This window comes from Quadrisphaera granulorum (assembly GCF_003149145.1).
GTDB classification, from domain to species: domain Bacteria; phylum Actinomycetota; class Actinomycetes; order Actinomycetales; family Quadrisphaeraceae; genus Quadrisphaera; species Quadrisphaera granulorum.
This window is the reverse complement of the sequence record NZ_QGDQ01000034.1, coordinates 26,497-52,098: the sequence shown is the minus strand read 5'-3', so window position 1 is coordinate 52,098 and position 25,602 is coordinate 26,497. Positions and strand designations below refer to the sequence as shown.

The following is a 25,602-nucleotide window of genomic DNA, read 5'->3' as shown; positions in this document are numbered from 1 at the left end:
TTTGAGCGGACCGATCCATCCTTCGGGGTCCCACCCTCGACTCGCAACCCAAGGTCACGCAGCGTCACCGCCGACGCGCTAGTGGCAAAGGCTCATTGAGCACCTCCAGCCCCGCGATGACCTCTTGCCAGATGGTGTTCACGTCGACCCCGTCGACGGTGTAACGCACGGGAGTTCCGGCGTTGATGCCTCTCTGCGGCATGACTTCTCCTAAGTGCACGCTCGGACGTATGCCGGCCACACCTGCGCACCGGGCCACCCCCGCGGACGGATCTCCTGCTCCGCGAGGGTCGCTCGGACTAGCGTAATTCGCGCCATTGGCGACATTTCCGGCTTTGATAAGCCTGGCGCTGGAAGTCGCAACCTGCGGATTGCCGTCACGACTTCGCGGCCAGCGGTCCGGTAGTCGCCTCGACGCGTGAGGCCGCCAGCAGCGCATCCAGGTCGACGCGCGCGATGAGCACATGGCTCTTGGCCTTGCCGCCGGGCTTGGAGTGCGGGAGGACGCCGTCGCGCAGCCAGCGACGGACGGTGCTGCCAGGAATGCCGTACTCGTACTCGACATCATTCACGGTCAAGTAGGCCAGGGGACGATCTGATGTAGTCACGGTCGGACCTCTCGGACGGAGTCCGAGCCGAACATGGCGAAGGCCACGGCTAGCCCGGACGTCGCTGACGTCTGGTCTGCCGTGGCCCGTGAGGAGTGCGCCGCGCGCCGGGTCACACAGCGAGCGCCTTGCGGTCCGCGCCCGAGACGGGGGTGGGAACGAAAGCACTCTTGCTGGTCAGCCTCCCCAGCAGTCGTCACCTCGTAGACGCTGGATCAGTAGCTGCTCATGACGCTACGCGGTCGACGGACCTGCCGCTACTACTCCGCGCACCGCGACCTACCGCGCTCGCTAATCGACAACAGGGCCGAGCAGGCCTCGCACCCGTTGCAGCGCCGCGAGCATCTCCTCTCGCCGTCCGGGTCGGTTCAGCGACTGCGCGCCCGGATGCCAGGTGGGGATGACGACAACGTCACTCGCCGTCGAGAGGTGCTCCATCCACCCGCGCTGGGCGTACAGCCCGCTCAGCACAACGACCTCCAGGCGCGTGAAAAGAGTCAGCAACGCACGCAGCTCTCGCGCACCGGCACGCAGTTCGTCGGAGGTCGGCTTGACGCTGGCAGGGCCGAGGTACCAGGGAACGATGTTCCAGTGGGCCACCTCGGTCTCCCGTAGGTCGGCCTCCGCACGTAGCGACCACATGTTGGCCGCGCTCTGGTCGTTGTTGTCGACGCAGATGAAGCCGCTACCGGGGCGCTGAGTGGCGTTGCCGACCGCGGCCATCGGGCCGGGAGCCTCATGAACGATCAGCACGCGAGCGTCCACCCCTGCCTCCGCCGGGTCGAAGTCGGGGACGGTGACGTCTCGGCGCCGCTCAAGGTCGCTCGACCACTCCCGCAGCGGCTGCACCGCCGGGCTGGTCTGCAGCAGCGCGCGGCGCTCGTCCAGCAGCGCGGCATCCCGAAATCCTCGCGGGTGATCCAAAAACACCTGTGGATGCTACTCATAGTCTGTAGACCCATAAGAGGCGTTCGCCGAACGTGAGCGCTCGTGGCGACCGCAACCGAGGAGACCCGCGCTGTGCGCCGGGCCTTCGGGCTGCGGGTGCGAACGCTGCGGGAGCCACTGGCACTCAGCCAGGAAGACCTCGCCGATCAGGCCGGGTTGCACCGCACCTACGTGGGGTCAGTCGAGCGCGGCGAGCGCAACATCAGCCTCGACAACATCTACCGACTGGCCAAGGCGCTCGGCGTGCACCCGGCAGACCTGCTGCGGGACAGCTGACCCCTCGCGAACCCCTCCACGGCGCGGCGGGCGCCATGCGGCGAGGTGGCTCGCGGTGCGCGCGGTAGATCTGCACTTCTGCTGCTTGACCAGCAACAACATCGCGTCTGCCCTGGTCGACGTCGGACAGCGGTACCCCCGCCCCTCGGGGCGCCGACGTTCTTTTAATCCGCGGGTTGTGGGTTCGAGCCCCACGGGGCCCACCGTCTGACCAGCAGCGCCGTGGCGCGTGCTGGCGCACGGCACTTCGACAGCTGTACATCGAGCGGGGTGTCGCAGCCCCCAGTCGCGGCCTCAGATCGCCGAGCTGCGTCGCTCTAGCAGGACGACGTCACGCCACTGGCCCGCCATCGGTCCGTGACTCATGCGCCCGAGCCGCTGACGTATCCCGACGATGCGAAAGCCGGCTGCTTGATGCAGGGCCAAGCTGGCGGTGTTCTCCGGGAAGATTCCTGACTGAATCGTCCAGACGCCAGCGGCCTCGGCAGAGGCGATCAGCTCTTCCAGCAGCAGGCGGCCCACCCCGCGGCCCCGGGCCTCGGGGGCGACGTAGACGGAGTGCTCCACCACACCGGCGTAGACGCAGCGGTCCGAGACTGTAACCACCGCCGCCCACCCCACCACCCGGCCTGCGGCGTCGACGGCCACCAGCCGGTGCTCGGGTGCCTTGATTGCGTCGAAGTCCTCCCAGCTCGGCGGTGCTGCCTCGAAGGTGGCGTGGCCGGTGGCGATGCCCGCGGCATAGATGCTCGACACGGCGGGCCAGTCCTGCTCGGTCATCGACTCGACGACCACGGTCTCGATATCCCTGACACCTGGATCGCCGGGAACTGCACTGCTTGACTCCATCGCCCCCTCCGCCCTTACCGAAGCACAGCGGCAAGGGCGTCCAGCCCCCCTGGAACCAGTGCGTAGTAGGCCCACACCCCGCGCTTGTCCCGGGTAAGCAGACCCGCCTCCACCAGGACCTTCAGGTGGTGGCTCACGGTGGGTTGAGACAGGCCCAGGGGCTCGATCAGGTCGCACACGCAGGCCTCGCCGCCCTCGTGGGCTGCCACCAGGCTGAGCAGCCGCAACCGGGCGGGGTCAGCGATCGCCTTGAGGATGCGGGCCAGGACGACGGCGTCCTCAGCCCCCAGCGGCTCTCGCGACAGCGGCGCACAGCACACGACACCGCTCGCAGCAGCCTCGACAGCGGAGCGCTCGGTCGGGACCAGACCTAGGGCAGTGACCATTCCCGAAGTCTGCCACCATGCATCGACTGCTGTCGATATTGACGCTCGTCCATGCCTCTGGCAGGGTTGGCATCGATGAACTTCGATGCCCTGGCGAGCCCCTGGACTGGAGGTCTGTGATGACCAACACCACGTCGTCCCTGTCGTCTGCTGACGAGGCGCTGCGCGAGCAGGTCCGCTCCCGCTACGCCAAGGCCGCACTCGCCATCAGCCCCACTGACGGCGCCTCGGGCAGCTGCTGCGCCCCGAGCCCCGCTGCTGCGATCGAGGTCGACGAGCACTTCGGCGCCTCTCTCTACGACGACGGCGCCACCTCCCACCTGCCCGCCGCGGCAGTGCTCGCCTCCCTCGGATGCGGCAACCCCACCGCCGTCGCAGACCTGCACCCCGGCCAGCGCGTGCTGGACCTGGGCTCTGGCGGCGGCATCGACGTGCTCCTGTCCGCCCGCCGCGTCGGGCCCACCGGCTTCGCCTACGGGGTCGACATGACAGGGGAGATGCTCGACCTGGCCCGCACCAACGCCACCGCCGCAGGCGTCAGCAACGTCGAGTTTCGCGAGGGCACCATCGAGGCACTGCCCTTCGACGACGCCAGCATCGACGTGGTCATCTCCAACTGCGTGGTCAACCTGTCCACCGACAAGCCCGCCGTACTCGCCGAGACCTTCCGGGTCCTCGCCCCCGGCGGTCGGGTGGGGATCTCCGACGTCGTCGCCGAGGACGACGTCACTCCCGCCCAGCGCGCCGAACGCGGCTACCACGTCGGCTGCATCGCCGGCGCCCTCTCACGCACGGAGTACCTCGACGGCCTGGCCGCGGCCGGGTTCACCGAAGCCAGCGTGGAGTTCACCCACGAGGTCGCCCCCGGCCTACACGGTGCGATCGTCCGAGCGACCAAGCCCACCGCCCACTCCACTCCGACCAGCCAGCCCGAGGACTCCGCGCCGTGAGCGACGTCGTCTCCGAGCGTCCCGCCGCTGGGCCCCAGGCCCCGGTGCTCGCTCGCCTGTCCACCCTGGACCGCTTCCTGCCGGTCTGGATCATCGCCGCGATGATCCTCGGTCTGGCCCTCGGCCGCCTTGTCCCGGGGCTCGATGACGCACTGTCGGCGGTCGAGGTCGGCTCAGTCAGCCTGCCGATCGCCCTGGGTCTGCTGGTGATGATGTACCCGGTCCTGGCCAAGGTCCGCTACACCCAGCTCGGCCGCATCAGCGCCGACGCCGCCGGCCGCCGGATGCTGGCCGCCTCCCTGGTCCTGAACTGGGTGCTCGGACCGGCACTGATGTTCGCCCTGGCCTGGCTGCTGCTGCCCGACTCCCCTGAGTTCCGCACCGGCCTGGTCATCGTCGGCCTGGCCCGCTGCATCGCCATGGTCCTGATCTGGAATGACCTCGCCTGCGGCGACCGCGAGGCCGCCGCCGTCCTGGTGGCGATCAACTCCGTCTTCCAGATCCTCGCCTTCGCCGCGCTCGGTTGGTTCTACCTGCAGGTGCTTCCTGCATGGCTGGGGCTGCCGACCACCAGCGCGGACTTCTCCGTGGCCGCCATCGTGGTCTCGGTGCTGGTGTTCCTCGGCATCCCGCTGCTCGCGGGGTACCTGACGCGCGCGCTGGGCGAGCGGGCCAAGGGACGGGACTGGTACGAGCAGCGCTTCCTGCCGCGCCTGGGTCCCTGGGCGCTGTACGGGCTGCTGTTCACGATCGTGCTGCTGTTCGCGCTGCAGGGAGACGCGATCACCTCCGCGCCCGGGGACGTGGCGCGGATCGGGCTGCCGCTGCTGGCCTACTTCATCCTCATGTTCAGCGGCTCCTTCGCCCTCGGTCGGGTCATCGGGATGGATTACGCCCGCACCACCACGCTGTCCTTCACCGCCGCCGGCAACAACTTCGAGCTCGCCATCGCCGTATCCATCGGCACCTTCGGCGTCACCTCCGGCCAGGCCCTGGCCGGCGTAGTCGGCCCCCTCATCGAGGTGCCCGTCCTGGTCGCGCTGGTGTACGTCGCGCTGTGGGCTGGGCGCCGGTTCTTTCCGAACGACCCCAGCACCCCCGTGGGGCCCGGTGCCCCCGGTGCCGTGGGAACGACGACTTCCAGGAGTGCATCGTGACCCAGCCAACCGACCCCACCCTCGTCACAACGGCCACGACAGGGCAGCGGGTGCTGTTCGTGTGCGTGCGCAACGGTGGCAAGTCCCAGATGGCGGCCGGGCTGATGCGCCACGCCGCCGAGCAGCAGGGCCTGGCGGTGCAGGTCTTCTCCGCTGGAACCGAGGCGGGTATGAAACTGAACGCACAGTCGGTGGAGAGCCTGGCCGAGGTCGGCGTCGACATCTCCACCGCCCGCACCCACCAGCTCACCGACGACGACGTGCGCGCCGCTGACCTCGTGGTCGTCCTGGGCGGGGAGGCCCGCGTCGAGCCCGTCGGCGGCACCCCGGTGGAGGTGTGGGAGACCGATGAGCCCGCCACACGGGGCATCGAGGGAATGGAGCGCATGCGCTTGGTCCGCGACGACATCAGCCGGCGAGTCGAGGACCTGCTGGACCGGTTCCAGCGGGCTGCTTGAAACGGCTTCCGGGGCGGGGCACCGTTCCGCTGGTCACAAGAACGGGGAGGTGTCGTCTGGGTGTCGTCTGGATCCTGGCAGTTAGTGCCGTCGCGGGCGCACTCTGGCGCCGTGCTTCCGCCGCCGTCACAGGCCTCGCCCGACGAGACGTGCTCTCGCCCGCACCACATCGAGAACCAGCAGTGGCCAGCGTGCCAGTGCCAGCTGTGCATGGACGAGTACATCTGCCCTGCTGCGCTGAGCAGGATCGGGCGCGCTCTCGCACTGATAGCAGCGGTGGGTCTCGCGGCGATCGCGGTGGGCTCTCTGTAGTCGCCATGCACGAACGCACCTGCCAGGCAGCTACTCGGCGTCGAGCTCCGAGCGCAGCTGCTCGAGCGTGACGCGATCGGCGTCGTCGTCGACCTTCGCTGCACGGTAGGCGGCGGTGTCCTGAGCGAGCTCGACGGCCTCCAGCGCCTCGAAATCCTTCACGCTGATGACCACGGCGACGAGCGTGCCGTTGCGCGTGATGCCGATGCGCTGGTCGCCGTTCTCGGCTCGCTCGATGACCTCGTCGAGGTTGGCGCGCAGCTCGCCGATGCTGATGGTGCCCATGAGGGAGTCCACATCGCCGGTGTCGACAGGTTCACCGATGCCCACACGCACGGACAGCGATAGCCAGTCTCCTGACATCGAGGCCGCTGCTCCTCTGACCGTCGCCAGCGGCGGCGTCCTCGGCGCCGAGCTCGGAGTACGGCACCTCAGCCGAGGGCGCCGGCCGACCGCAGCAGGATGTAGGCGGCGACCAGGACCAGCATCCCAGCGAAGGCCAGACCGGCAGTGCGCGCGGACAGCCGGGCCGCCAGCGGACGCCCCGCGAAGGACGCCGCCACAGCCCCGAGGGTGAACGGCACGATCACCGCCCAGTCGAAGTGTGCGGTGCCGGCTCTCGCGAGGAGTGAGACTCCCGAATTCAGGGCGATGACCACCAGTGAGGTGCCCACCGCCACCGGCATCGCCAGACCGAGTGCCAGCACCAGCGCCGGGACGATGACGAAGCCGCCGCCCACCCCGAGGAACCCTGTGAGCAGTCCGACCAGCAGCCCGGCAGCGACCACGGAGAGCGCTTTACAGCGGCGGGACGGGCCAACATTGTGGGTCGTCGGGCATGGTGGGGCGACAGGCGCCCGCACCGCCACCGGCCCTCGAACGTCTTCTGCGCCGAGAGAGCCGAGCGCGCCCCCGTCACGACGGGCCGGAGCCAGCGGAGCACAGAGCTCCTCTGCGGCGATCGGTGCTGCTCGATGCAGGGAGCGGTAGACCATCGCAGCCGCTGAGGTCAGCATCACCACCGCGAAACTGACCAGCACCACGCCCGCCGGGACCCGATGGTTGAGCGCGGCTCCGGCCACCGTTGCGGGCACACCGACCGCCACGAACACCAGGGCGGCACCCCAGCGCACCGCCCCGGCGCGAGCGTGGGTGGCGCTGCTGGTGGCTGCGGCCACTCCGACGATGACGAGGCTCGCGACGGTGGCCTCCCGCGCGGGCATGCCGAGCAGGTAGACGAGCGCGGGCACCGTCAGGATCGCCCCGCCTCCTCCGAGCACGCCGAGGACGAGACCGACCGCCACCCCCAGGGCGACGGTGATCAGCGCGGCGGTCATCGGCATGTCCTTCCAGGGGCTGACAGCAGACGGTGGGCGGTAGGCGGTGTGAAGCGAAGGGCGGGCCGAAGGTCAGGCGGTGACCTGGGCGTCGAAGGCGAAGCGGTACCCGGCGCTGGGCGCGAACTGGGCGCTGACACTGAACCTGTCGGCGCGGATGAGGCTGCGGCGGTGCTCCACGGGGGTGCCGTCGTTGCAGCCGAGCCGCTCGACGAGGAAGGCGGCGCTACCGACGGCGACGTCCAGCAGCCCCGCCTCAGCGGGGGTGAGGACGACGGCGCGCAGGTGCTCGGCGCCGCCGCGGACGTGGATGCCGCAGCGTCGGGCCAGCTCGTCGTACAGGGCGGTCTCGGTGAAGTCGGCCTCCAGCAGCGCGCGCGTGCGTACAGCGGGCAGCCAGGCCTCGTCGAGGGCGAGGGGGACGTCGTCGGCGAGGCGCAGACGGCGCAGGTGCACCAGTTCCGCGTCGGCGGGCAGGCGCAGCGCGGCGCTGGCCGCAGCGTCGGTGACGACGTCGAGGGTCAGCACCCGGCTGCGCTGGGTCATGCCGGTGGCCCGTACCGAAGCGAAGAGGCTGTAGAGCGCCCCCAGCGGCTGGGTGAGACCGGTGGCCTGAGACGCGCGGCCACGCTGGGCGGTCAGCACACCGGCCTCCCGCAGCGGCCGCAGCGCCTGACGGACGGTCTGGCGGGACACGCCGTACTCCTCGGCCAGCGCGTGCTCCCCCGGGACGCCGTCGGTGAAGGCGCCGTCGTCCAGACGGCGGCGCACGTCGCCCTGGACCTGCTGCCAGACCGGCGTCCCGCTGGTGCGGTCGGGCAGGACGGCGGCGCGGTCGTGGGCGGCGTTCACGAGCGAGGGGCTCGCGGGCGGTTGAACGGCAGGCGCTCCAGGGCCGCGCCCATCGCGCAGGTGTTGCTCAGGGCCGCGACGGTCAGTCCGGCACCGATGCCGCCGGCCACGAAGCGGGCCTTGGGCTTCCAGATGCTGGCGAGGATGCTGGTCGCCACGATGCCCCCCGCGACGAGGCGGACCTGGCGCTCCATGCCCCACCCGGCTTCGGAGGCGGGCGTGGACCAGCCGATCGAGGATGGGGACGACGAGGACGCCGTCGCGGAGGTGGTGGACACCGCCTCCAGCCCGCCGTCGAGCACCTTGAGCGAGCGGGCCCCCGAGCCGGCCAGCGCCTCGGCGGCACGCTGGGCGCGGACCCCGGAGCGGCAGACCAGGACGACGTCGCGCTCGGCGAGCTGCACCTCGAGCGCTGCCAGAGCCTCGTCGAGCCGGTCCAGTGGGGTGTTGCGGGCGCCGGGCAGGCTGCCGGCGGCGAACTCCGCCTCCGAGCGCACGTCCAGGACGAGGTGGTCGCCGAGGGCGCCGGTGTGCAGGTGAGCGGGGCTGATGCGGGTGGCTGGAGTACGGGCGCTCATCGGGTGGGACCCCTCAGTCGTCTCGGTTCCGGCACGAGGCCGGTATCAGCTGGTGCGGGCCGGAATGGAATGTACGTACCTTGCACTGGAGCAAATGTACGTACACCATGGGTTCGCCGCAAGCCCGCGGTCGCACCCGACCGATCCGCAGGAGGACCCGTGCTGCTCGAGAGGCTCTACGACGAGGACCTGGCCCAGGCCAGCTACGTCATCGGCTGCCAGAAGACCGGCGAGGCCGTCGTCGTCGACCCTCGCCGTGACATCGCCGACTACCTCACCCTCGCCGCGAAGCACGGCCTGCGGATCACCGCCGTCACCGAGACCCACATCCACGCCGACTACCTCTCCGGCACCCGCGAGCTGGCCGCCGCCACCGGCGCCACCGCCTACGTCTCGGGTGAGGGCGGCGCCGACTGGCAGTACGGCTTCACCGCCGAGCGCCTCCACGACGGCGACCGGCTGCGCATCGGCAACATCACTCTCCAGGCCCGCCACACGCCCGGGCACACCCCCGAGCACCTCGTCTTCACCGTCACGGACGGCGCCTTCACCGACACCCCCGGCTACCTGCTCTCCGGAGACCTCGTCTTCGCCGGTGACCTGGGCCGCCCCGACCTCCTGGACGAAGCTGCCGGCGGCGTCGACACCCGCTACGAGGGCGCCCGGGAACTCTTCGCCAGCCTCAAGCGGGTCTTCCTGACCCTGCCCGACCACGTGCAGGTCCACCCCGCGCACGGCTCCGGCTCGGCCTGCGGCAAGGCACTGGGCGCGGTCGCCTCGACCACCGTCGGGTACGAGCGGCTCTACGCCTGGTGGTCCCGTTACCTCGCCGACGACGACGAAGCGGGCTTCGTGGCCGAGCTGCTCGATGGCCAGCCCGACGCCCACGCCTACTTCGCTCGGATGAAGCGTGAGAACCGCGAAGGCCCCGCCGTCCTGGGTCCGCTGTCGCCGCTGGAGCGCATCGAGGGCGAGGCGCTGCGCGCCCGGCTGGAGGCCGACGAGGCGATCCTCATCGACACGCGGGACGCGGCCGCCGTGCGCGCCGGCTCCCCCGCGGGCGCGCTGCACATCCCCGGCGTCGACAAGGCCGCCAGCTACCTCGCCTGGGTCTACGACCCCGAGACCGAGCACCGCCCGCTGGTCGCCCTCGCCGCCGATGCGGCAGCCGCCGAGGAGCTGCGCACGCACATCGTGCGTGTCGGCGTGGACGCCCTCTGGGGATACACCACCAGCCTGGACGGGCTCGAGCTTGCACCCGCCGAGACCATCGCCCCGGCGGAGCTGGAGGGCTTGGTCGCGGCGACCGGCGCCGTCGTCGTCGATGTCCGCAACCGCACCGAACACGCGGCCGGCCACGTCCCGGGGTCGGTCCACCTGCCCGGCGGGCGGGCGCTGTGGCACACCGACGAGCTGCCCGCCCCCGCCTCGGGCACCCCGGTGGTCACGTACTGCCAGTCCGGGATGCGCAATGCCGTGGTGGCCAGCGCCCTGCGTCGCGCCGGCCACCGCGTGGTGCAGCTGGAGGGCAGCTACGCCGGCTGGGCCGCCTGGGAGCGCCAGCAGGTGGCACCCGCCGTCGTCACGGCACGTCGGACCTGAGCACCCTGACCTCCCACGGCAGCAGGTGACCGTCCCACGGGCCCGAGGTCGTGAGATTGGTGAGGACGGTCGTCGCGGCGCGGTCGGGCAGCTCGACGTCGACCTCGAGCGGCTCCCCCGAGAGGTTGGCGTACACGGCCAGCCGCGCGCCGTCGAGGCAGCGCGCGAAGGCGTAGAGCGTCGGGTGCTCGGGCTGCAGCATCGTGAAGTCGCCGTGGACCACCACGGGGTCGCGGTGGCGCAGGTCCACCAGGCGCCGGTAGTAGGCGTAGACGGAGGCCGGGTCGTCTCGCTGCGCGGCGGCGTTGAGCCACACGTGGTTGGGGTTGACCGGGATCCACGGCTCACCCGTGGTGAAGCCCGCACCGGCGCCGGCGGTCCACTGCACCGGCGTGCGCGCGTTGTCCCTGCCCTTGCGGCGCAGGGCCGCGAGCACCTCGTCGGCGTCTGCACCGCGCTCGAGCACGGCCGTCTCGTAGTAGCGCGTCGACTCGATGTCGCGGAAGTCCTCGATGCGCTCGAACGGCGCGTTGGTCATCCCGAGCTCTTCGCCCTGGTAGATGTACGGCGTCCCCCGGTGCAGGTGCAGGACGGTGGCCAGCGCCGTGGCGGACTCGTACCAGTGCTGGCGGTCGTCGCCGAACCGGGAGACCACGCGGGGCTGGTCGTGGTTGTTCCAGTAGAGGCTGTTCCAGCCCCGGTCGCCCATGGCGCGCTGCCAGCGGCCCAGCGAGGTCTTGAGATCGACCACGCTGACGGGCCGCGGGGCCCACTTGCTGCCGTCCTGGTCGAGGTCGACGTGCTCGAACTGGAAGACCATGCACAGCTGACCGGTCTCGCAGTCGGTGAAGCGCAACGCCTGCTCGGGGGTCACGTTCGGCATCTCACCGACGGTCAGGCAGTCGGCGTCACGCCCGGTGAAGACCACGTCCTTCATCTCGGCGAGGTACTCGTGCACCCGCGGTCCGTAGGCGAAGGACCCCGACCCGTCGCCGAGCCCTGTCGACGTGAGCGGGCCGTCCGGCAGCGCCGGGTCTTTGGAGATGAAGTTGATGACGTCCATGCGGAAGCCGTCGACCCCGCGGTCCAGCCACCAGCGCATGGTGGCGAAGACCTCCGCGCGCACCTCGGGGCAGTCCCAGTTGAGGTCGGGCTGCTTGGCCGCGAACAGGTGCAGGTAGTACTGCCCGCGCTCGGGCACCCACGTCCAGGCCGGCCCGGAGAAGAACGAGCCCCAGTTGTTGGGCTCGGCGCCGGGGGTGCCCGGCTCGACGCCCGGGCGCGGGTCGCGCCAGATGTACCAGTCCGCTCGCTCGCCGGTGCGGCTGGAGCGAGACGACTGGAACCACGGGTGCTCGTCCGAGGTGTGGTTGACCACGAGGTCAAGGATGATCTTCATGCCTCGGGCGTGGACCTGCCGGATCAGCTCGTCCATGTCCGCGAGGGTCCCGAAGGTCGGGTCGACGTCGCGGTAGTCGCTGATGTCGTAGCCGTTGTCGGCCTGGGGCGAGGGGTACATCGGCGAGAGCCAGATGACGTCGACACCCAGCCCGGCGATGTGGTCGAGGTGCTCGATGAGACCGCGCAGGTCACCCACGCCGTCGCCGTTCGAGTCGGCGAAGCTGCGCGGGTAGACCTGGTAGACCACCGCGGACTTCCACCAGTCGGAGGCAGCACTGTCGACGGGAGCGCTGGTCCGGGAGAGCTCGGTCGCGGTCACTTGACGGCCCCGATGTTGACGCCCTTCATGAGGGTCCGCTGGAAGACGAGGAAGAACACCAGCGCGGGCAGCACCCCGACGAGAGCCGCGGCCGCGGACGTGACCGGGTCGCTCGTGTACTGGCCGAACAGCGCGCCCAGCGCCACCGACACGGTCTGGTTCTCGTTGGAGGGCAACAGCACCAGCGGGATGAAGAACTCGTTCCAGGTCCAGATGAAGAAGAACGTGGCGAGGACGACGAGCGTGGGGCGGGTCAGCGGCATGACGATGCTCCACAGCACCCGGAACGTGCCGGCACCGTCCATCCGCGCGGCCTCGAGCACCTCGGCGGGGAACGTGTGCAGCACCGAGGAGAGCAGGTACGTGCCGAAGGCCGACTGCAGCACCGCCAGCACGATGATCACGCTGAGCTTGGTGTCGTACAGCCCCACGGCCTTGGCCATGACGTACAGCGGGTAGATCAGCGCCTCCTGCGGGAGCGTGAAGGCCACCATGAAGACGGCCAGCACCCCGAAGGACCCCCGGATGCGCCCGATGCCGATCGCATAGGCCGTGAGGAGGCTGAGGACGACGGCGATGACGGCGACCGACCCCGAGATCAGCACGCTGTTGAGCAGCTTCCCGGTGAAGTCGACGGACTGCCAGAACGAGGTGATGCCGGTCAGGTCGAACGACCGCGGCAGCGCGAGCGGGCCGTTCGCCACGTAGTCGGCGGGTGACTTCACCGCGTTCAGCGCGGCCAGGAGCACCGGCAGGAGCGTGATGACGGCCAGGACCGCGAGGGCGATGAGGACGACGACGGCGCCGGGCGAGCGCCGGGTCGCCGCGGAGCGCCCGCGGGCGTCCGGTCGGCGGACGCGCGGTGGGCGGCGGTTCCCGCCCGCCGGCGGTGCGCCGGTGGCGCTCACGGGGGTGACCTGGGTGGTGCTCATGCGTGCTTGTCCTCCCTCTTCTGCAGCCACAGCAGCACGACGGCGAGGGCTGTGAGCAGGACGGCCAGGACGGTGGAGATGGCTGCGCCGTACCCGACCTGGGTGGTGGTGAAGAAGTTGTAGAAGGCGAAGTACGACGGCACGATCGTGGCGTTGCCCGGTCCGCCGCTGGTGAGGACGTAGATCGGCGCGAAGACCTTGAGCGCCGCCACGGTGGTGGTGAGCAGCACGACGGCGATCTCCGGGCGCAGCTCGTTGACGGTGATGACCCAGAACCGCTGCAGCCAGCTGGCGCCGTCGAGGTCCGCTGCCTCGTTGAGCGACGGGTCGATCCGCGCCATGCCGGACATGAAGATCACGATGGTGTAGCCGAGCTGCAGCCACACCAAGATGATCATCACGGTGGGCAGCGCGAGCGCGGGGTCTCCGAGCCAGTTCTGCGCCAGGCCGTCCAACCCGGCCGCGCGCAAGCTGCTGTTGACGATACCGGTCTGCGGCTGCAGCAGGAAGCCCCACAGCACGCCCGCGACGGCGATCGGGATGATCTGCGGCAGGTAGAACATCGCCCGCAGGGTGGTTGCCGTACGCCCACCGAAGCGCGGGGCGATGAAGTCGAACAGCACCGCGGACAGGAACAACCCCACCCCGGTCGGCAGGATCGCCATCGCGATGATGATGGCGACCGAGTTGGCGAAGGACTTCCAGAACGTGTCGTCACCGAGCAGGCGGACGTAGTTGTCCAGACCGATGAACGTGGGGTCCCCGACGCCCGACCAGCTGGTGAGGCTGAGCCATGCGTTGGCGACCGCGGGAACGGCGACGACGAGCAGGAAGCCGATCGCCCCTGGCAGGAGGTAGGGCAGGTAGCCGCCGCGCGAGCGACGGCGCGTCGCCGTCGTCGTCGTCCTCGTCAGAGGTTCGCTGGTCACTGGCTGACTGGTCACGGGCCGGCTCGTCACTTGGTGGCCGGGCGGCCGGTGTCGTAGGCCTTGCCGATGGCGTCGAGGTACTCCTGGGGGGTGCTCGTGCCGTTGACCAGGCTCTGCGCCTGCGAGAGCAGCACGTCGTAGTAGCCCGCCACCGGCCAGTCGGGGTAGTAGGCGAGCCCGTCGGCGTCGGTGAGCTGGGTGAAGCCGGCCACCGCCATCTGCCCGACCGGGTCGGTGACGGCCGAGGCGTCTGCGGCCACCGGGACGCCGCCGGCGTTGCCCATGGCGTTCTGGGTCTTCTTCGACAGCGTGTCGTCGAGGAAGTCGTACGCCAGCTCCTTGTTCTTGGCGTTCTTCGGGACGACGAGCAGGTTGCCGCCGGAGCCGGGGGCGAAGGAGCTGCCCGGGAACGGGAACGTCCCCCACTGGAAGCTGGTGATCTTGCTCTTGAACTCGCCGTCCCACCACGAGCCGCTGACGAAGAAGGGGTACGTGCCCTTCTCGAAGCCGGTGCCTGCGTTCTCGGCGTCGATGCCCGTCGAGTCCGCGGAGATGTAGCCCTTCTTCACCCAGTCCGCCGTGGTCTGGGCGGCGTACGTCCAGGCCTTGTCGTTGAAGTCGACGTCGCCCTTGAAGAACTGGAAGTTGTCGACCCACTGCTTGTCTGCCTGGCTGAGCGCCAGCTGGTAGATGAGGTGCGTGATCGGGTAGTCGCTCGCGCCGAGGGCGAGCGGGGTGACGCCGTCGGCGGTGAACGCCTTCATGACGTTCTCGAACTCCGCCACCGTGGTGGGCACCGCGAGGCCCTTCGCAGCCAGGGCGTCCTTGTTGTAGAAGACGCTGACGTACTCGCCGTAGGTCGGGATGCCGTACAGCTGGCCGGACCCCATGAGGCCGTTCTGGTCGTACCGGCCGACCGTCTGCACCGTGGCGGGCAGCTCGTCGAGCCAGCCGCGCTTCGTGGCCTCGTCGGTGAGGTCGGTGAGCAGGCCCGCCTTGGCGACGTTGCCGGCCGTCGCATTGCCCTTGGCGTACTCGATGACGTCGGGGACGTCGTTGGAGTTGAGGATCATCTGACCTGACTTCTGGATCTGGTCCCAGGTCTTCTGCTCGAACTTCACGGTCACGCCGGGGTGGTCGGCCTTGAAGTCCTCCAGGGCGGCATTCCAGCTCTGCCCCATCGCCGACTCCGGGCTCTCGTACCACCACACGGTGAGGGTGTTCGGGTCGCTCTGGGCCGATCCGCCGCCGCAGGCGGCCGTGGACAGCGCGAGCGTGCTCGCGGCCAGCAGTCCCACCACGCGCAGGGTCCGTCGGGCGGTCTTCGTCTTCATCGACATGTCTGCCTCTCCCGCGGCATCGGCGCCGCTCACAGCTCTGCATCACCGTCGACCACCATCGTCGACGCGCATCGTCGACGCGCGTCGACGAGAATGCCAGAGGGAGCGCGCAAAGGGCAAGAGGTGACGGCACCGCACTGCGCGCTCTGTCAGCGAACAGTCGCCGCGGTGACACCTGCGCAGTGACGTCCTTGCCGCAGGTGACCGCGGTCAGTCCCGGAGGTGACCGCGGTCAGGTGCGCTGGGGTGTCCCTGGCGGGACGCCTCCGTGAGTGACCGGGGTCGGTTGCGGGCGAGCGCCGTTCCTGGAGCGATGCCTCCGCAGGTGACCGCGGTCAGTCGCCGCGGGTAGTCGCCATCACGAACGACGACGACGACAGCCGGCGCAGCGGCTGCTCACGCTGCGAGAGGGGACTACTCGCGGGACGACGAGGGCGCGGACGGCGCCGCGGCCGTGCTGGCACGCACGTGGAGAGGAGCAGTGATGAGCTCTTGGATCTCGCCGCCAGCACCCGCCACCACCTTCAGCAGGTGGTCGACAGCGCGAGCGCCCATTTCCGCGGCTGGTGGCGAGACCGTGGTGAGGGCGGGCTGGACGAGCTCGGCCGAGGAATCTCCGGCGCCCAGCGACATGACGCTGAGATCGGCGGGAACGGCCCGCCCCTGGTCACGGGCGGCCTCGATGAACCCGACGAGGGCCTGCTCGTTCATGCTCACCACGGCCGTGACCTCGGGGACGTCGTGCCGCACCCGCTCGTGGACGTCCCTGCCGGCGCCGATCCTCGCCGCGGCGTGCTCCACGCGAACGGCGAGGCCGCGCGCGGCGCACTCGACCTCCACGCCCCGCTGCCCGCGCACGATCGGGCCGTAGCCGTCTTTCGCGAGCTGCTCGCTCTGACTGAGGAAGAGGATCGAGCGATGGCCGAGGTCGGCCAGGTGCCCGACGGCCAGTCGGCCCATCTCCTCGAAGTCGGAGTCGACGTAGGACAGGCCTGTCGTGTCCGCGGTCCGGCCGATCAGCACGAACGGCACGCCGGTCTCCTGGAGCACCGCGATGCGTGCGTCCTCGGTCTGGACCTCCATGAGGATCACGCCGTCGACGAGGCCCTGGGAGCTGAGGCGGCGCAGCTCCGCGAGGTCGTCCGCGGGGTTCATCCACAGGAGCAGGTGCGACCCGCTGGTGCGGGCCCGCTCGGAGGCGGCGTGCAAGTACTCGAACTCCGAGGCGTTGAGGCCGCGCTGGGTGAAGGGGAAGTGCAGAGCGATGATGCCCGTCCGGCTGCCGGCCAGTCCCCGGGCGAACGCGTTGGGCGTGTAGCCCAGCTCCGCCATGGCCGACTCGATCCGCTCCCGCGTCTCCGCGGAGATCGGACGCACGCCGCTGAGCGCGTAGGAGACGGTGCTGGCCGAGACGCCGGCGAGCCGGGCGACATCAGCACGCGTAGCCATCAGCACCTCTCCGTGGGCCCCTCGGGGTTCGGTGCGGACCCTACCCAGCACCCACCGGCACCAGCGTCGCGGACGCCTGAGCGCCGAAACCCGGTGGACGCACAGCCAAGGCCATGGCTCCATGGCCGGGTGGCCCCCGATGCGCACTACGAGCACCCGCGACTGGTGCCCATCTATGACGCGCTCGACCCCGACCGCAGCGACCTCGAGCCCTACCTGGCACTCGCCGCCGAGCTGGGCTCACGTCGAGTGCTCGACCTCGGGTGCGGCACCGGAGTGCTGGCGCTCCTGTTCGCCGACCGGGGGCTCGAGGTCACCGGGCTCGACCCCGCAGCAGGCTCGCTGGCCGTAGCTTCAGGCAAGCCCGGTGCCGAGCGCGTCCGGTGGGTGCATGGCGACGCTCGGGCGCTGGCTGACCTCACGCCGCCCGTCGTCGTCGACCTGGTGACGATGACGGGCAACGCTGCCCAAGCCGTCACCGACGACGACGCGTGGGCGGCGCTGCTACGCGCCGCTCACGACGCACTGACACCCAACGGGCACCTGGTCTTCGAGACGCGGCTACCCGAGGCGCGCGGGTGGGAGGTGTGGACCCCGGAGGCGACTCGCACCACGCGCGATCTGCCTGACGTGGGCAGGGTGAGCACCTGGACAGAGGTCACGGACGTCAGCGGCCCGGCGTCGTCGCCGACGGTCAGGTTCACGCAGCACTTCGCCTTCGACACCGACGGCGCGGTGCTCACGTCCCACTCCGTCCTGCGCTTCCGCAGCCGCGAGCAGGTGACCGCCGACCTGGCAGCGGCGGCTCTCGAGATCATCGAGGTCCGCGACGCCCCGGACCGGCCGGGGCTGGAGATGGTGTTCCTGGCAAGGCGACACCGTGGGCCAGGATCGGGGCATGCCTGAGCTGAACAAGGACACCCGGCTGTGCATCTCGCTGGCCGCACGGCCTTCGAACATCGGCACCCGGTTCCACAACTTCCTCTACGCCGAGCTGGGGCTCGACTTCATCTACAAGGCGTTCACCACCACGGACATCACGGCAGCCATCGGCGGAGTGCGGGCGCTCGGCATCCGCGGCTGCTCGGTGTCGATGCCGTTCAAGGAGGCCGTGATCCCTCTGGTCGACGAGATGGAGCCGTCGGCGTCGGCGATCGGGTCGGTGAACACCATCGTCAACGACGACGGCCACCTCACCGCCTCGAACACCGACTACGAGGCCGTGGCCACCCTCCTCGACACGCACGGGATCGACAGGAACCTCCCCGTGCTGGTCCGCGGGTCCGGGGGCATGGCCAAGGCCGTGGTCGCCGCGTTCGCGGGCAGCGGCTTCACCGACCTCACCGTGCTCGCGCGCAACGCCACGAGCGGGCCCGCGCTCGCAGCGGCCTACGGAGCAACCTGGACGGCGGACGAGCCGGCCCCGCGCGGCGGCGTCATCGTCAACGTCACCCCACTGGGCATGAACGGCGCCGACGCTGACGCCCTCGCGTTCTCCCCGGCGCACGTCGACGCCGCGGACGTGGTGTTCGACGTCGTCGCCTTTCCCAGCCACACCCCGTTGATCCGCGCCGGCGAGGCAGCGGGCAAGCACGTCATCACCGGCGCCGAGGTCATCGCCCTGCAGGCGGCGCGCCAGTTCGAGCGGTACACCGGCGTCAGGCCCACCGATGAGCAGGTGGCCCGGGCGTCAGCTCACTCCCGCGCCATGTGAGCCCCCTCTTGGGGGACGAGCGATGACCTGGTCATGGCTTGATTGACCTTCAGCGGACTCCGAGGACGACCGACGGCAATGAGGACATCAAAAGTTCAACACTTGAGGAGACACCGTGGCCCGCCGTCTTGCCGACCTGCGCATCGCACACAAGCTGCTCGCGGGCTTCACCGTGGTGTGCGCGCTCCTCGCCCTCGTCGCTGGCCTCGGGGTGATGCGCCTCGGGCAGGCCCAAGCGAACCTCGAGGAACTCTCGTCGAGCGGCGTGGAATCGGTGATGGCGGTCGGCGCGCTCCAGGACTCGTTCATGGACGTGCGCCTCGACATCGCCAACATCGGCCTGGCTCCCGACACGGCCGGCAAGCAGAAGGCACAGGAGCAGCTCACGGCCGACCGCGCGACGCTCGACGACGCCTGGAAGCGGTACCTCGCTGCCCGGCCTGCCAGCACCCCTGATCAGCAGTCGGCGTTCACCAGCGCGATCGCCGACTACCGCACCGCCGGCGACAAGCTCATCGAGCCCGCCATGCGGAATGACCTGGCCACGTACATGCAGCTGCGCGCGGACGTCGTCGTCCCGGTCGCCACGCAGGTCCAGACCGCGCTCGACGCGCTCTCCGCGAGCGAGGCCGACGCCGCGAAGGCCATGAGTGATCGCGGCGCAGCGGCCTACCGCTCGGCGGTCGCCGTCCTCATCGGTTTCTCCGCGCTCGCCGTCGCCTTCGCCATCGCGACCGCCGTGGTGGTGGCACGCTCCATCACCCGGCCGCTGGGCCGCGTCATCGACGTCCAGACGGGGATGGCCCAGGGCCGCCTCGACCGGCGCGTGGGCCTGACCCGCAAGGACGAGGTCGGCCAGCTCGCCGCGTCCACCGACACCACCCTGGACGCCTTGGCCTCCGCCATGCGCGACATCACCACCGAGGCCACTGCCCTGACCGCGTCGGCCGCATCGCTGAGCAGCGTCTCGGCCCAGCTCGCCTCCGGGGCGCAGGAGTCCTCGGCGCAGAGCCAGGTCGTGGCAGCCGCCTCCGAGGAGGTCACGGTGTCGATCTCCACGGTGGCGGCCGCGGGCGAAGAGATGACCGCCGCGATCGCCCAGATCGCCACCGCCACCAGTGAGGCGTCGCAGATGGCCTCCGCGGCGGTCGCCGCCGCCGGGTCGGCAGGTCAGGCGATCGAGCGGCTCGGAGTGTCCTCCCGGGAGATCGGCGACGTCGTCAAGCTCATCACCTCCATCGCCGAGCAGACCAACCTGCTCGCGTTGAACGCCACGATCGAGGCCGCTCGCGCCGGGGAGCTGGGCAAGGGTTTCGCGGTGGTGGCCGGGGAGGTCAAGGAGCTCGCCCGGCAGACCGCGCAGGCCACCGACGAGATCACCGCCAAGGTGAGCGCCACCCAGGGCGATGCTGAGGCCGCTGCGGCGGCTGTGACACAGATCAGCGACGTCATCGCCAAGATCGACGAGGTGCAGGCCACCATCGCCGCCGCGGTGGAGGAGCAGTCGGCGACCACGTCCGAGATGGTGCGCAACGTCACCGAGGTCTCCACCGGTTCAGCGCAGATCTCCGAGAACATCGCGGGCATCGCGGCGGGCACCGAGCAGAACAAGGGCAGCGCTGGCCACACGGCGTCCATGGCCGCTGACCTCACCGCCTCGGCGGGTCGCCTCGAGGAGCTCACCGGGCGCTTCACCGTCTGATCGCTGTCGGTCGGCCTCACAGGTGGCCAGCGCCCATGATCACGGTGATCATGGGCGCTGGCCACCCCGTCGCCGGGCCACGTGACGCTGCTACGACGCCCGCGTGTAGAAGGGCAATGCCACGACCTCCGCGGGCACACGGCTGCCGCGCACGTCGACCTCGAGGCGGGTGCCCGGTTCCGAGAGGGTGGCCGGCACGTAGGCCATGGCGATCGGGCGGCCCAGGGTCGGCGACGGCGACCCGCTGGTCACCTCACCCACGGTCTCCCCCGAGCTCGGGTCGACCACGGCCTGGGTGGCCCGCGGTGACCGCTTGCCCTCGGCGAGCAGCCCCACCAGCAGGCGGGCGGGACCGGCGTCACGGCGCTGCGCGAGAGCGTCCTCCCCCACGAAGCCGTCCGGCTTGCCGAAGACGACCACCCGGCCCAGACTCGCCTCGAACGGGGACGTCTCGCGGGTGAGCTCGTGGCCGTACAGCGGCATGCCCGCCTCCAGCCGCAGCGTGTCGCGGCAGGACAGGCCGGCGGGCACCAGCCCGAGCGGCCCGCCGGCGGCCGCGGCTGCCCGCCACACGTCGACGGCGGCGTCCGGCCGGCAGAACACCTCGAAGCCGTCCTCCCCGGTGTACCCGGTGCGGGCCAGCAGCACGTCGTGCCCGGCCACGCGTGCGGGGTCGGCGGCGTAGTACTTCAGGGAGGGGACGTCGGCGTCGCTGATCTGCGCGACCACCTCCGCCGAGCGCGGTCCCTGCACCGCGACCAGCGCCCACTGGTGAGATGCATCGTGGACGACGGCGTCGAACCCCTCGGCGCGAGCGGCGAGCTCCGCAGCCACCTCGTCGCTGTTGGCGGCGTTGGCGACCACGAGGTAGGAGTCGTCAGCGAGGCGGTAGACGACGAGGTCGTCGATGATCCCGCCGTCGGGCGCGCACAGCATCGAGTAGCGCGCTCGCCCGACGCCGATGGCGGACGCGCGTCCCACCAGCGCCCTGTCGAGGGCACGGCCCGCCTCGGGCCCACGGACCTCCACCTCGCCCATGTGGCTGAGGTCGAAGAGCCCGGCTGCGGTGCGCACAGCGACGTGCTCGGCGGTCTCGGACCCGTAGCGCACGGGCATGGACCACCCCGCGAAGTCGACGAGCTTCGCCCCGAGCTCGCGGTGCACTCCTACGAGCGGTGTCTCCTGGCCCACTGCGGACTCCCTCCGGTGTGCTGCTGCTCCGACGTGCTGCTGCGAGCTGATCCTCGCCGGTCAGCGTCCCATTCAGGGCAGCGGACTACTGCCGGGGCCCCAGCGGGGCTACCGTGGGGGGCAGCTGTTCATCCCGCGCGGGAGAGCCCTGACGCCGAACTCTCGGCGAGCAGGGCGCCGAAGGGGCAACCCTCCCCGGAACCTCTCAGGCACCAGGACCGCACGGGCGAGGCGACTCAGGAACCCACACCGAGGGTGACTGAGGGGGAGGCACCGCTACGTCGCGTCCGGGAGCCTCTGTTGTCCGACCACTCCACCCTCGCCGAGCTCGGCGAAGACTCCTTTGCCCCGCGCCACATCGGCCCCGACGCCGACCAGGTGGCCACGATGCTGGCCGCCGTCGGCCACGGCTCGCTGGAGGAGCTCATCGACGCGGCCGTGCCGGCGTCGATCCGCACCGACGGTCCGCTCGACCTCTTCGAGGCGCTCAGCGAGCGGCAGGTCGCCGCAGAGCTGGCCGAGCTGGCAGGCCGCAACCGGCCGCTCGAGCCGATGATCGGCCTCGGGTACCACGGCACCACCACCCCGCCAGTGATCCGGCGCAACGTGCTGGAGAACCCCTCCTGGTACACCGCGTACACGCCGTACCAGCCCGAGATCTCCCAGGGCCGCCTCGAGGCGCTGCTGAACTTCCAGACCCTCGTCTCCGACCTGGCTGGTCTTCCGGTGGCGGGCGCGTCGCTGCTCGACGAGGGCACGGCCGCTGCCGAGGCGATGACGCTGGTGCGCCGCGCCAACCCCAAGGCGACCGGCCCGTTCGTCGTCGACGCCGACGCCCTCCCCCAGACCATCGAAGTGATCCGCACCCGCGCCGCCGCGATGGGCGTGGAGGTGCTCGTCACGGACCTGTCCGCCGCTGAGCTCGACGCCGCCACCCTCCCCGAGCAGGTCTCGGGCGTGCTGGTGCAGTACCCCGGCGCCTCCGGCCGCGTCCCGGCCCTGCGTGGCCTGGCGGAGCAGGTCCACGGGCGTGGCGGCAAGCTCGTCGTCGCCGCTGACGTCCTCGCCCTCACCGTGCTGGAGGCGCCCGGCGCGCTCGGCGCGGACGTTGTCGTCGGCAGCACGCAGCGCTTCGGGGTGCCGCTGTTCTACGGCGGCCCGCACGCCGCGTACATGGCCGTGGCCAAGGGGCTGGAGCGCAACCTGCCGGGGCGCCTGGTGGGAGTCTCCGTCGACGCGACCGGCCAGCGGGCCTACCGCCTCGCGCTGCAGACCCGCGAGCAACACATCCGCCGCGACCGCGCGACCAGCAACATCTGCACCGCGCAGGTGCTGCTCGCCGTCGTCGCCTCGATGTACGCCGTCTATCACGGCCCCGACGGCCTCAAGGCCATCGCGCAGCGCACGCACCGCACCGCCGCCGTCCTTGCCGCCGAGCTGCGGGAGGGTGGCGTCGAGGTGGTGCACGAGCAGTTCTTCGACACCGTGCTCGCCCGGGTGCCCGGGCGTGCGGCCGCCGTCGTCGCCGCGGCCCGCGAGGCGGGGATCCACCTGCGCCTGGCCGACGCCGACCACGTCGGCATCTCCTGCTCCGAGCGCACCGACCTCGGCGCGGTGGCCCGGGTGCTGGGCGCCTTCGGCCTGGACGCCGGCGCCGCCGGAGAGCAGGCTCTGGCCGACCTCGACGTCCGCACCCCGGACGCCCTCCCACGCGACCTGCTGCGCACCACGCCGTACCTGGAGCACCCGGTGTTCCACAGCCACCGCTCCGAGACGTCGCTGCTGCGCTACCTGCACCGTCTCTCGCGGCGTGACTACGCGCTCGACCGCGGCATGATTCCGCTCGGCTCGTGCACGATGAAGCTCAACGCGACAGCGGAGATGGAGCCCATCAGCCTCGCCGGCTTCGCCGATCTGCACCCCTTCGCGCCCGCTGAGGACGCCGAGGGCTACCGCGTGCTCATCGAGCGCCTCGAGTCGTGGCTGGCCGAGGTCACCGGGTACGACCGCGTCTCCGTCCAGCCGAACGCCGGCTCGCAGGGCGAGCTGGCCGGCCTGGTGGCCATCCGCGGCTATCACCGTTCCCGCGGCGACGCCCAGCGCGACGTCTGCCTCATCCCCAGTTCCGCGCACGGCACCAACGCGGCGTCAGCGGTGATGGCGGGGATGCGCGTCGTCGTCGTCGCCTCGGCCCCTGACGGCTCGGTGGATCTCGACGATCTGCGCGCCAAGTGCGAGGCGCACCGTGACGACCTCGCCGCGATCATGGTCACCTACCCCTCCACGCACGGGGTGTACGAGGAGGGCATCACCGCCGTCTGCGAGCTCGTGCACGCCGCGGGCGGGCAGGTCTACGTGGACGGCGCCAACTTCAACGCCCTGCTCGGCTACGCCAAGCCCGGCAAGTTCGGTGGCGACGTCTCCCACCTCAACCTGCACAAGACCTTCTGCATCCCCCACGGCGGCGGTGGCCCCGGCGTCGGCCCGGTGGCCGTGCGCGAGCACCTGGCCCCGTTCCTGCCCACGCACGCCGCGCACCCCGACGCAGCGCGTCGCACGGAGCCCGGGGGCACCGGCGCCATTGCCGCGGCGCCGCACGGCTCGGCGGGCATCCTGCCCATCTCGTACGCCTACCTGCGGCTCATGGGCGGGGCGGGCCTCACGCGGGCGACGGCGGTGGCGGTGCTGTCGGCCAACTACGTCGCGACGCGCCTGGGCGAGGCGTACCCGGTGCTCTACACCGGCGACGGCGGGCTGGTGGCCCACGAGTGCATCCTCGACCTGCGCCCGCTCACCAAGGCCACGGGCGTGACCGTCGACGACGTCGCCAAGCGGCTCATCGACTACGGCTTCCACGCCCCCACGACGAGCTTCCCCGTGGCGGGCACGCTGATGGTGGAGCCGACCGAGAGCGAGGACCTCGACGAGCTCGACAGGTTCGTCACGGCGATGCTCGCCATCCGGGCCGAGGCGCAGAAGGTCGCCGACGGCGAGTGGGAGCTGGCGGCCTCGCCGCTGCGCGGGGCTCCGCACACCGCCGAGCGCGCTCTCTCGGGTGAGCTGCCGTACAGCGCGGCGCTGGCGGCCTTCCCCGCCGGACCGGACCCGGACAAGTACTGGCCGCCGGTGGGCCGTATCGACGGCAGCTTCGGAGACCGCAACCTCGTGTGCTCCTGCCCCCCGTTGGAGGACTACGCCTGACCAACTCCCCCTCCGTGATCATGGGCAGTCGGCCACCCGCGTGAGGTGGCCGACTGCCCATGATCACGTTGGGGTGAGGAGGTCCTGGTCGCGGGAGGTCGGGCGGCTCAGGCGCGGGTGGCAGCGATGATCTCGTCGAGATAGGCGCGGCGCACCGCCCGATGCCGCGCCAGTGTGGCGGCGACGCTGAGCAGCGACCCCTCCACCTCCGCGAGCTCCTCGGCGGCCTCGACGGCGGCGCGGTACGCGGCGGCGCGCTCGCCGGTGCCGGGAGGCAGGTGCAGTTCGAGGGCCACTCGCTCCCCACCGGTGGCGACCGCGTGGCTGACCTGACGCCGAACCTGACGGCGCACGTCGTCGAAGGCGCGGGCGGCCTCGTCGAGGCGGCGAGCGACCGCGAGGCCGCGCGCGCTGGCAACAGGGCTACCGGCGAGCAGCACCAGCTGCAGCTCGCGGAGGACGTCGTCGAGGCGCTCCTTGGCCGCGAGCAGCTCGACAGCGTCCAGCGCGGGGAGGACGACGTCGACGCCGTCCTCGTCCTGCCGCGCGGTGATCACGGTGGCGATCTCGGTGACGTCATCGCTCCAGGCGGCGAGGAGCTCCTCGACGCTCAGGTCCGCCACGTCAGGCACGGGCGCCCCCGCGGGGCCGTCGTCCACCTCGAACCACACGCTCTTGCCACCCACCGAGGACGACGTGGAGGGCCCAGCTCCCCAGCGGGAGACGAGCCGTTCCACGAGAGCCAGCCCGCGCCCGCTCATCGAGGAGGCGCTGGGCGCCACGAGCACCGGCAGCGCCGGGGAGCGGTCGCGGATGCTGACCCGGACTCCCCCGTCGACCTCGTAGATGACGACGTCGAAGTCGGTGCGGGCGTGCAGCACGGCGTTCGCGGCGAGCTCGGAGACCACCAGGCCGACGTCGTCGGCCATCGCGGCGCGACCACTGGCCTCCAGCACACCCACGACGAAGTGGCGGGAGGCCCGGACGGACGCCGCCTGCGGCGGGTACGTCATCATGGCCAGCGCGCTCCGCACCGCTGGCAGGTCCTTCGTGGACACCGCTCGCCCGTCCACAGGTCTCCCGCTCTCGAGCTAAGCCGTCAGCGTGCTCG

25 protein-coding genes and 1 riboswitch are annotated in these 25,602 nt (G+C 71.0%); of the genes, 9 read left to right on the top strand and 16 right to left on the bottom strand.

All coding sequences use genetic code 11. The features are described from left to right. Positions 1-64 precede the first annotated feature (64 nt). From BXY45_RS23560 to BXY45_RS19855, 3 genes are all read right to left on the bottom strand, one after another. The gene (locus tag BXY45_RS23560) at positions 65-202 is read right to left on the bottom strand and encodes a hypothetical protein (protein ID WP_170131632.1); all 138 of its coding nucleotides are present in this window, start codon (positions 200-202) and stop codon (positions 65-67) included. A 175-nt stretch (positions 203-377) separates the two neighbouring features. Next, entirely contained in the window at positions 378-572 is a 195-nt protein-coding gene (locus tag BXY45_RS23555; RefSeq protein WP_170131631.1) for a helix-turn-helix domain-containing protein, read from the bottom strand. A 327-nt stretch (positions 573-899) separates the two neighbouring features. After that, positions 900-1,538: a uracil-DNA glycosylase gene (locus BXY45_RS19855; RefSeq protein WP_211319770.1), complete on the bottom strand. Its 639-nt coding sequence runs from the start codon at positions 1,536-1,538 to the stop codon at positions 900-902. Between the two features lie 60 nt (positions 1,539-1,598). On the opposite strand from BXY45_RS19855, the gene BXY45_RS19850 reads away from it, so the two are divergent. Next, a complete protein-coding gene (locus BXY45_RS19850) occupies positions 1,599-1,832 on the top strand; it encodes a helix-turn-helix domain-containing protein (RefSeq protein ID WP_245961943.1) in 234 nt (77 codons plus the stop codon). A 294-nt stretch (positions 1,833-2,126) separates the two neighbouring features. Here the strand turns inward: BXY45_RS19850 and BXY45_RS19845 are convergent, their stop codons facing one another. Both BXY45_RS19845 and BXY45_RS19840 read right to left on the bottom strand, forming a co-directional pair. Next, on the bottom strand, positions 2,127-2,612 hold the full coding sequence (locus tag BXY45_RS19845; protein ID WP_109776268.1) for a GNAT family N-acetyltransferase: 486 nt from the start codon (positions 2,610-2,612) through the stop codon (positions 2,127-2,129). Positions 2,613-2,695: 83 nt separating this feature from the next. After that, positions 2,696-3,067, bottom strand: coding sequence for an ArsR/SmtB family transcription factor (locus BXY45_RS19840; RefSeq protein WP_109776253.1), 372 nt, complete (start codon positions 3,065-3,067; stop codon positions 2,696-2,698). A 119-nt stretch (positions 3,068-3,186) separates the two neighbouring features. Between BXY45_RS19840 and arsM the strand changes: the two genes are divergently transcribed. The 3 genes from arsM to BXY45_RS19825 are packed head-to-tail and all read left to right on the top strand — an operon-like array spanning position 3,187 to position 5,632. Continuing rightward, the gene (gene arsM / locus BXY45_RS19835) at positions 3,187-4,017 is read left to right on the top strand and encodes an arsenite methyltransferase (protein ID WP_109776252.1); all 831 of its coding nucleotides are present in this window, start codon (positions 3,187-3,189) and stop codon (positions 4,015-4,017) included. Beyond that, on the top strand, positions 4,014-5,174 hold the full coding sequence (arsB, locus tag BXY45_RS19830; protein ID WP_245961941.1) for an ACR3 family arsenite efflux transporter: 1,161 nt from the start codon (positions 4,014-4,016) through the stop codon (positions 5,172-5,174). Before arsM ends, arsB begins: the two co-directional genes overlap by 4 nt. Continuing rightward, complete coding sequence (locus BXY45_RS19825) at positions 5,168-5,632, top strand: arsenate-mycothiol transferase ArsC (RefSeq protein WP_425468341.1); 465 nt, start codon at positions 5,168-5,170, stop codon at positions 5,630-5,632. Before arsB ends, BXY45_RS19825 begins: the two co-directional genes overlap by 7 nt. Before the next feature lie 342 nt (positions 5,633-5,974). On the opposite strand, the gene BXY45_RS19815 is transcribed toward BXY45_RS19825, so the two are convergent. The 4 genes from BXY45_RS19815 to BXY45_RS19800 form a co-directional block, all read right to left on the bottom strand. Further along, complete coding sequence (locus tag BXY45_RS19815; protein ID WP_211319769.1) at positions 5,975-6,307, bottom strand: type II toxin-antitoxin system Phd/YefM family antitoxin; 333 nt, start codon at positions 6,305-6,307, stop codon at positions 5,975-5,977. 68 nt (positions 6,308-6,375) lie between these two features. Continuing rightward, positions 6,376-7,281, bottom strand: coding sequence for a sulfite exporter TauE/SafE family protein (locus BXY45_RS19810; RefSeq protein ID WP_109776250.1), 906 nt, complete (start codon positions 7,279-7,281; stop codon positions 6,376-6,378). A gap of 72 nt (positions 7,282-7,353) precedes the next feature. Continuing rightward, positions 7,354-8,133: a GntR family transcriptional regulator gene (locus BXY45_RS19805; protein ID WP_109776249.1), complete on the bottom strand. Its 780-nt coding sequence runs from the start codon at positions 8,131-8,133 to the stop codon at positions 7,354-7,356. Next, positions 8,130-8,711, bottom strand: coding sequence for a rhodanese-like domain-containing protein (locus BXY45_RS19800; RefSeq protein ID WP_109776248.1), 582 nt, complete (start codon positions 8,709-8,711; stop codon positions 8,130-8,132). The genes BXY45_RS19805 and BXY45_RS19800 overlap by 4 nt, the downstream gene beginning before the upstream one ends. Positions 8,712-8,870: 159 nt before the next feature. On the opposite strand from BXY45_RS19800, the gene BXY45_RS19795 reads away from it, so the two are divergent. Then, positions 8,871-10,313 carry an MBL fold metallo-hydrolase gene (locus tag BXY45_RS19795; RefSeq protein ID WP_109776247.1) on the top strand — a complete coding sequence of 481 codons (1,443 nt, stop codon included), beginning with the start codon at positions 8,871-8,873 and terminating at the stop codon, positions 10,311-10,313. Here BXY45_RS19795 and BXY45_RS19790 read toward each other — a convergent pair. The 5 genes from BXY45_RS19790 to BXY45_RS19770 all read right to left on the bottom strand — a co-directional run bounded on the left by BXY45_RS19790 (position 10,294) and on the right by BXY45_RS19770 (position 16,683). Beyond that, on the bottom strand, positions 10,294-12,033 hold the full coding sequence (locus BXY45_RS19790) for a glycoside hydrolase family 13 protein (protein ID WP_109776246.1): 1,740 nt from the start codon (positions 12,031-12,033) through the stop codon (positions 10,294-10,296). The two genes, BXY45_RS19795 and BXY45_RS19790, sit on opposite strands and share 20 nt — an antisense overlap. After that, a complete protein-coding gene (locus BXY45_RS19785) occupies positions 12,030-12,965 on the bottom strand; it encodes a carbohydrate ABC transporter permease (protein ID WP_109776245.1) in 936 nt (311 codons plus the stop codon). The genes BXY45_RS19790 and BXY45_RS19785 overlap by 4 nt, the downstream gene beginning before the upstream one ends. Further along, a complete protein-coding gene (locus BXY45_RS19780; protein WP_211319768.1) occupies positions 12,962-13,909 on the bottom strand; it encodes a carbohydrate ABC transporter permease in 948 nt (315 codons plus the stop codon). Before BXY45_RS19780 ends, BXY45_RS19785 begins: the two co-directional genes overlap by 4 nt. An 11-nt stretch (positions 13,910-13,920) precedes the next feature. After that, positions 13,921-15,267, bottom strand: a complete 1,347-nt coding sequence (locus BXY45_RS19775; RefSeq protein ID WP_211319767.1) for an ABC transporter substrate-binding protein — start codon at positions 15,265-15,267, stop codon at positions 13,921-13,923. 381 nt (positions 15,268-15,648) lie between these two features. Further along, a complete protein-coding gene (locus tag BXY45_RS19770; protein WP_170131630.1) occupies positions 15,649-16,683 on the bottom strand; it encodes a LacI family DNA-binding transcriptional regulator in 1,035 nt (344 codons plus the stop codon). 129 nt (positions 16,684-16,812) lie between these two features. Here BXY45_RS19770 and BXY45_RS19765 point away from each other — a divergent pair, with 129 nt between their 5' ends. The 3 genes from BXY45_RS19765 to BXY45_RS19755 all read left to right on the top strand — a co-directional run bounded on the left by BXY45_RS19765 (position 16,813) and on the right by BXY45_RS19755 (position 20,099). Further along, positions 16,813-17,589, top strand: coding sequence for a class I SAM-dependent methyltransferase (locus BXY45_RS19765; protein WP_109776242.1), 777 nt, complete (start codon positions 16,813-16,815; stop codon positions 17,587-17,589). Beyond that, entirely contained in the window at positions 17,582-18,397 is an 816-nt protein-coding gene (locus tag BXY45_RS19760) for a shikimate 5-dehydrogenase (RefSeq protein ID WP_109776241.1), read from the top strand. The genes BXY45_RS19765 and BXY45_RS19760 overlap by 8 nt, the downstream gene beginning before the upstream one ends. 115 nt (positions 18,398-18,512) lie before the next feature. Continuing rightward, entirely contained in the window at positions 18,513-20,099 is a 1,587-nt protein-coding gene (locus BXY45_RS19755; RefSeq protein WP_109776240.1) for a methyl-accepting chemotaxis protein, read from the top strand. 90 nt (positions 20,100-20,189) lie between these two features. On the opposite strand, the gene gcvT is transcribed toward BXY45_RS19755, so the two are convergent. Next, a complete protein-coding gene (gcvT, locus tag BXY45_RS19750) occupies positions 20,190-21,290 on the bottom strand; it encodes a glycine cleavage system aminomethyltransferase GcvT (RefSeq protein ID WP_109776239.1) in 1,101 nt (366 codons plus the stop codon). Between the two features lie 128 nt (positions 21,291-21,418). Further along, a riboswitch (glycine riboswitch) is annotated at positions 21,419-21,521 on the top strand. A 66-nt stretch (positions 21,522-21,587) separates the two neighbouring features. On the opposite strand from gcvT, the gene gcvP reads away from it, so the two are divergent. Next, positions 21,588-24,491, top strand: coding sequence for an aminomethyl-transferring glycine dehydrogenase (gene gcvP, locus BXY45_RS19745; RefSeq protein ID WP_211319771.1), 2,904 nt, complete (start codon positions 21,588-21,590; stop codon positions 24,489-24,491). A 107-nt stretch (positions 24,492-24,598) separates the two neighbouring features. On the opposite strand, the gene BXY45_RS19740 is transcribed toward gcvP, so the two are convergent. After that, entirely contained in the window at positions 24,599-25,549 is a 951-nt protein-coding gene (locus BXY45_RS19740; protein WP_109776237.1) for an ATP-binding protein, read from the bottom strand. Positions 25,550-25,602 lie beyond the last annotated feature (53 nt).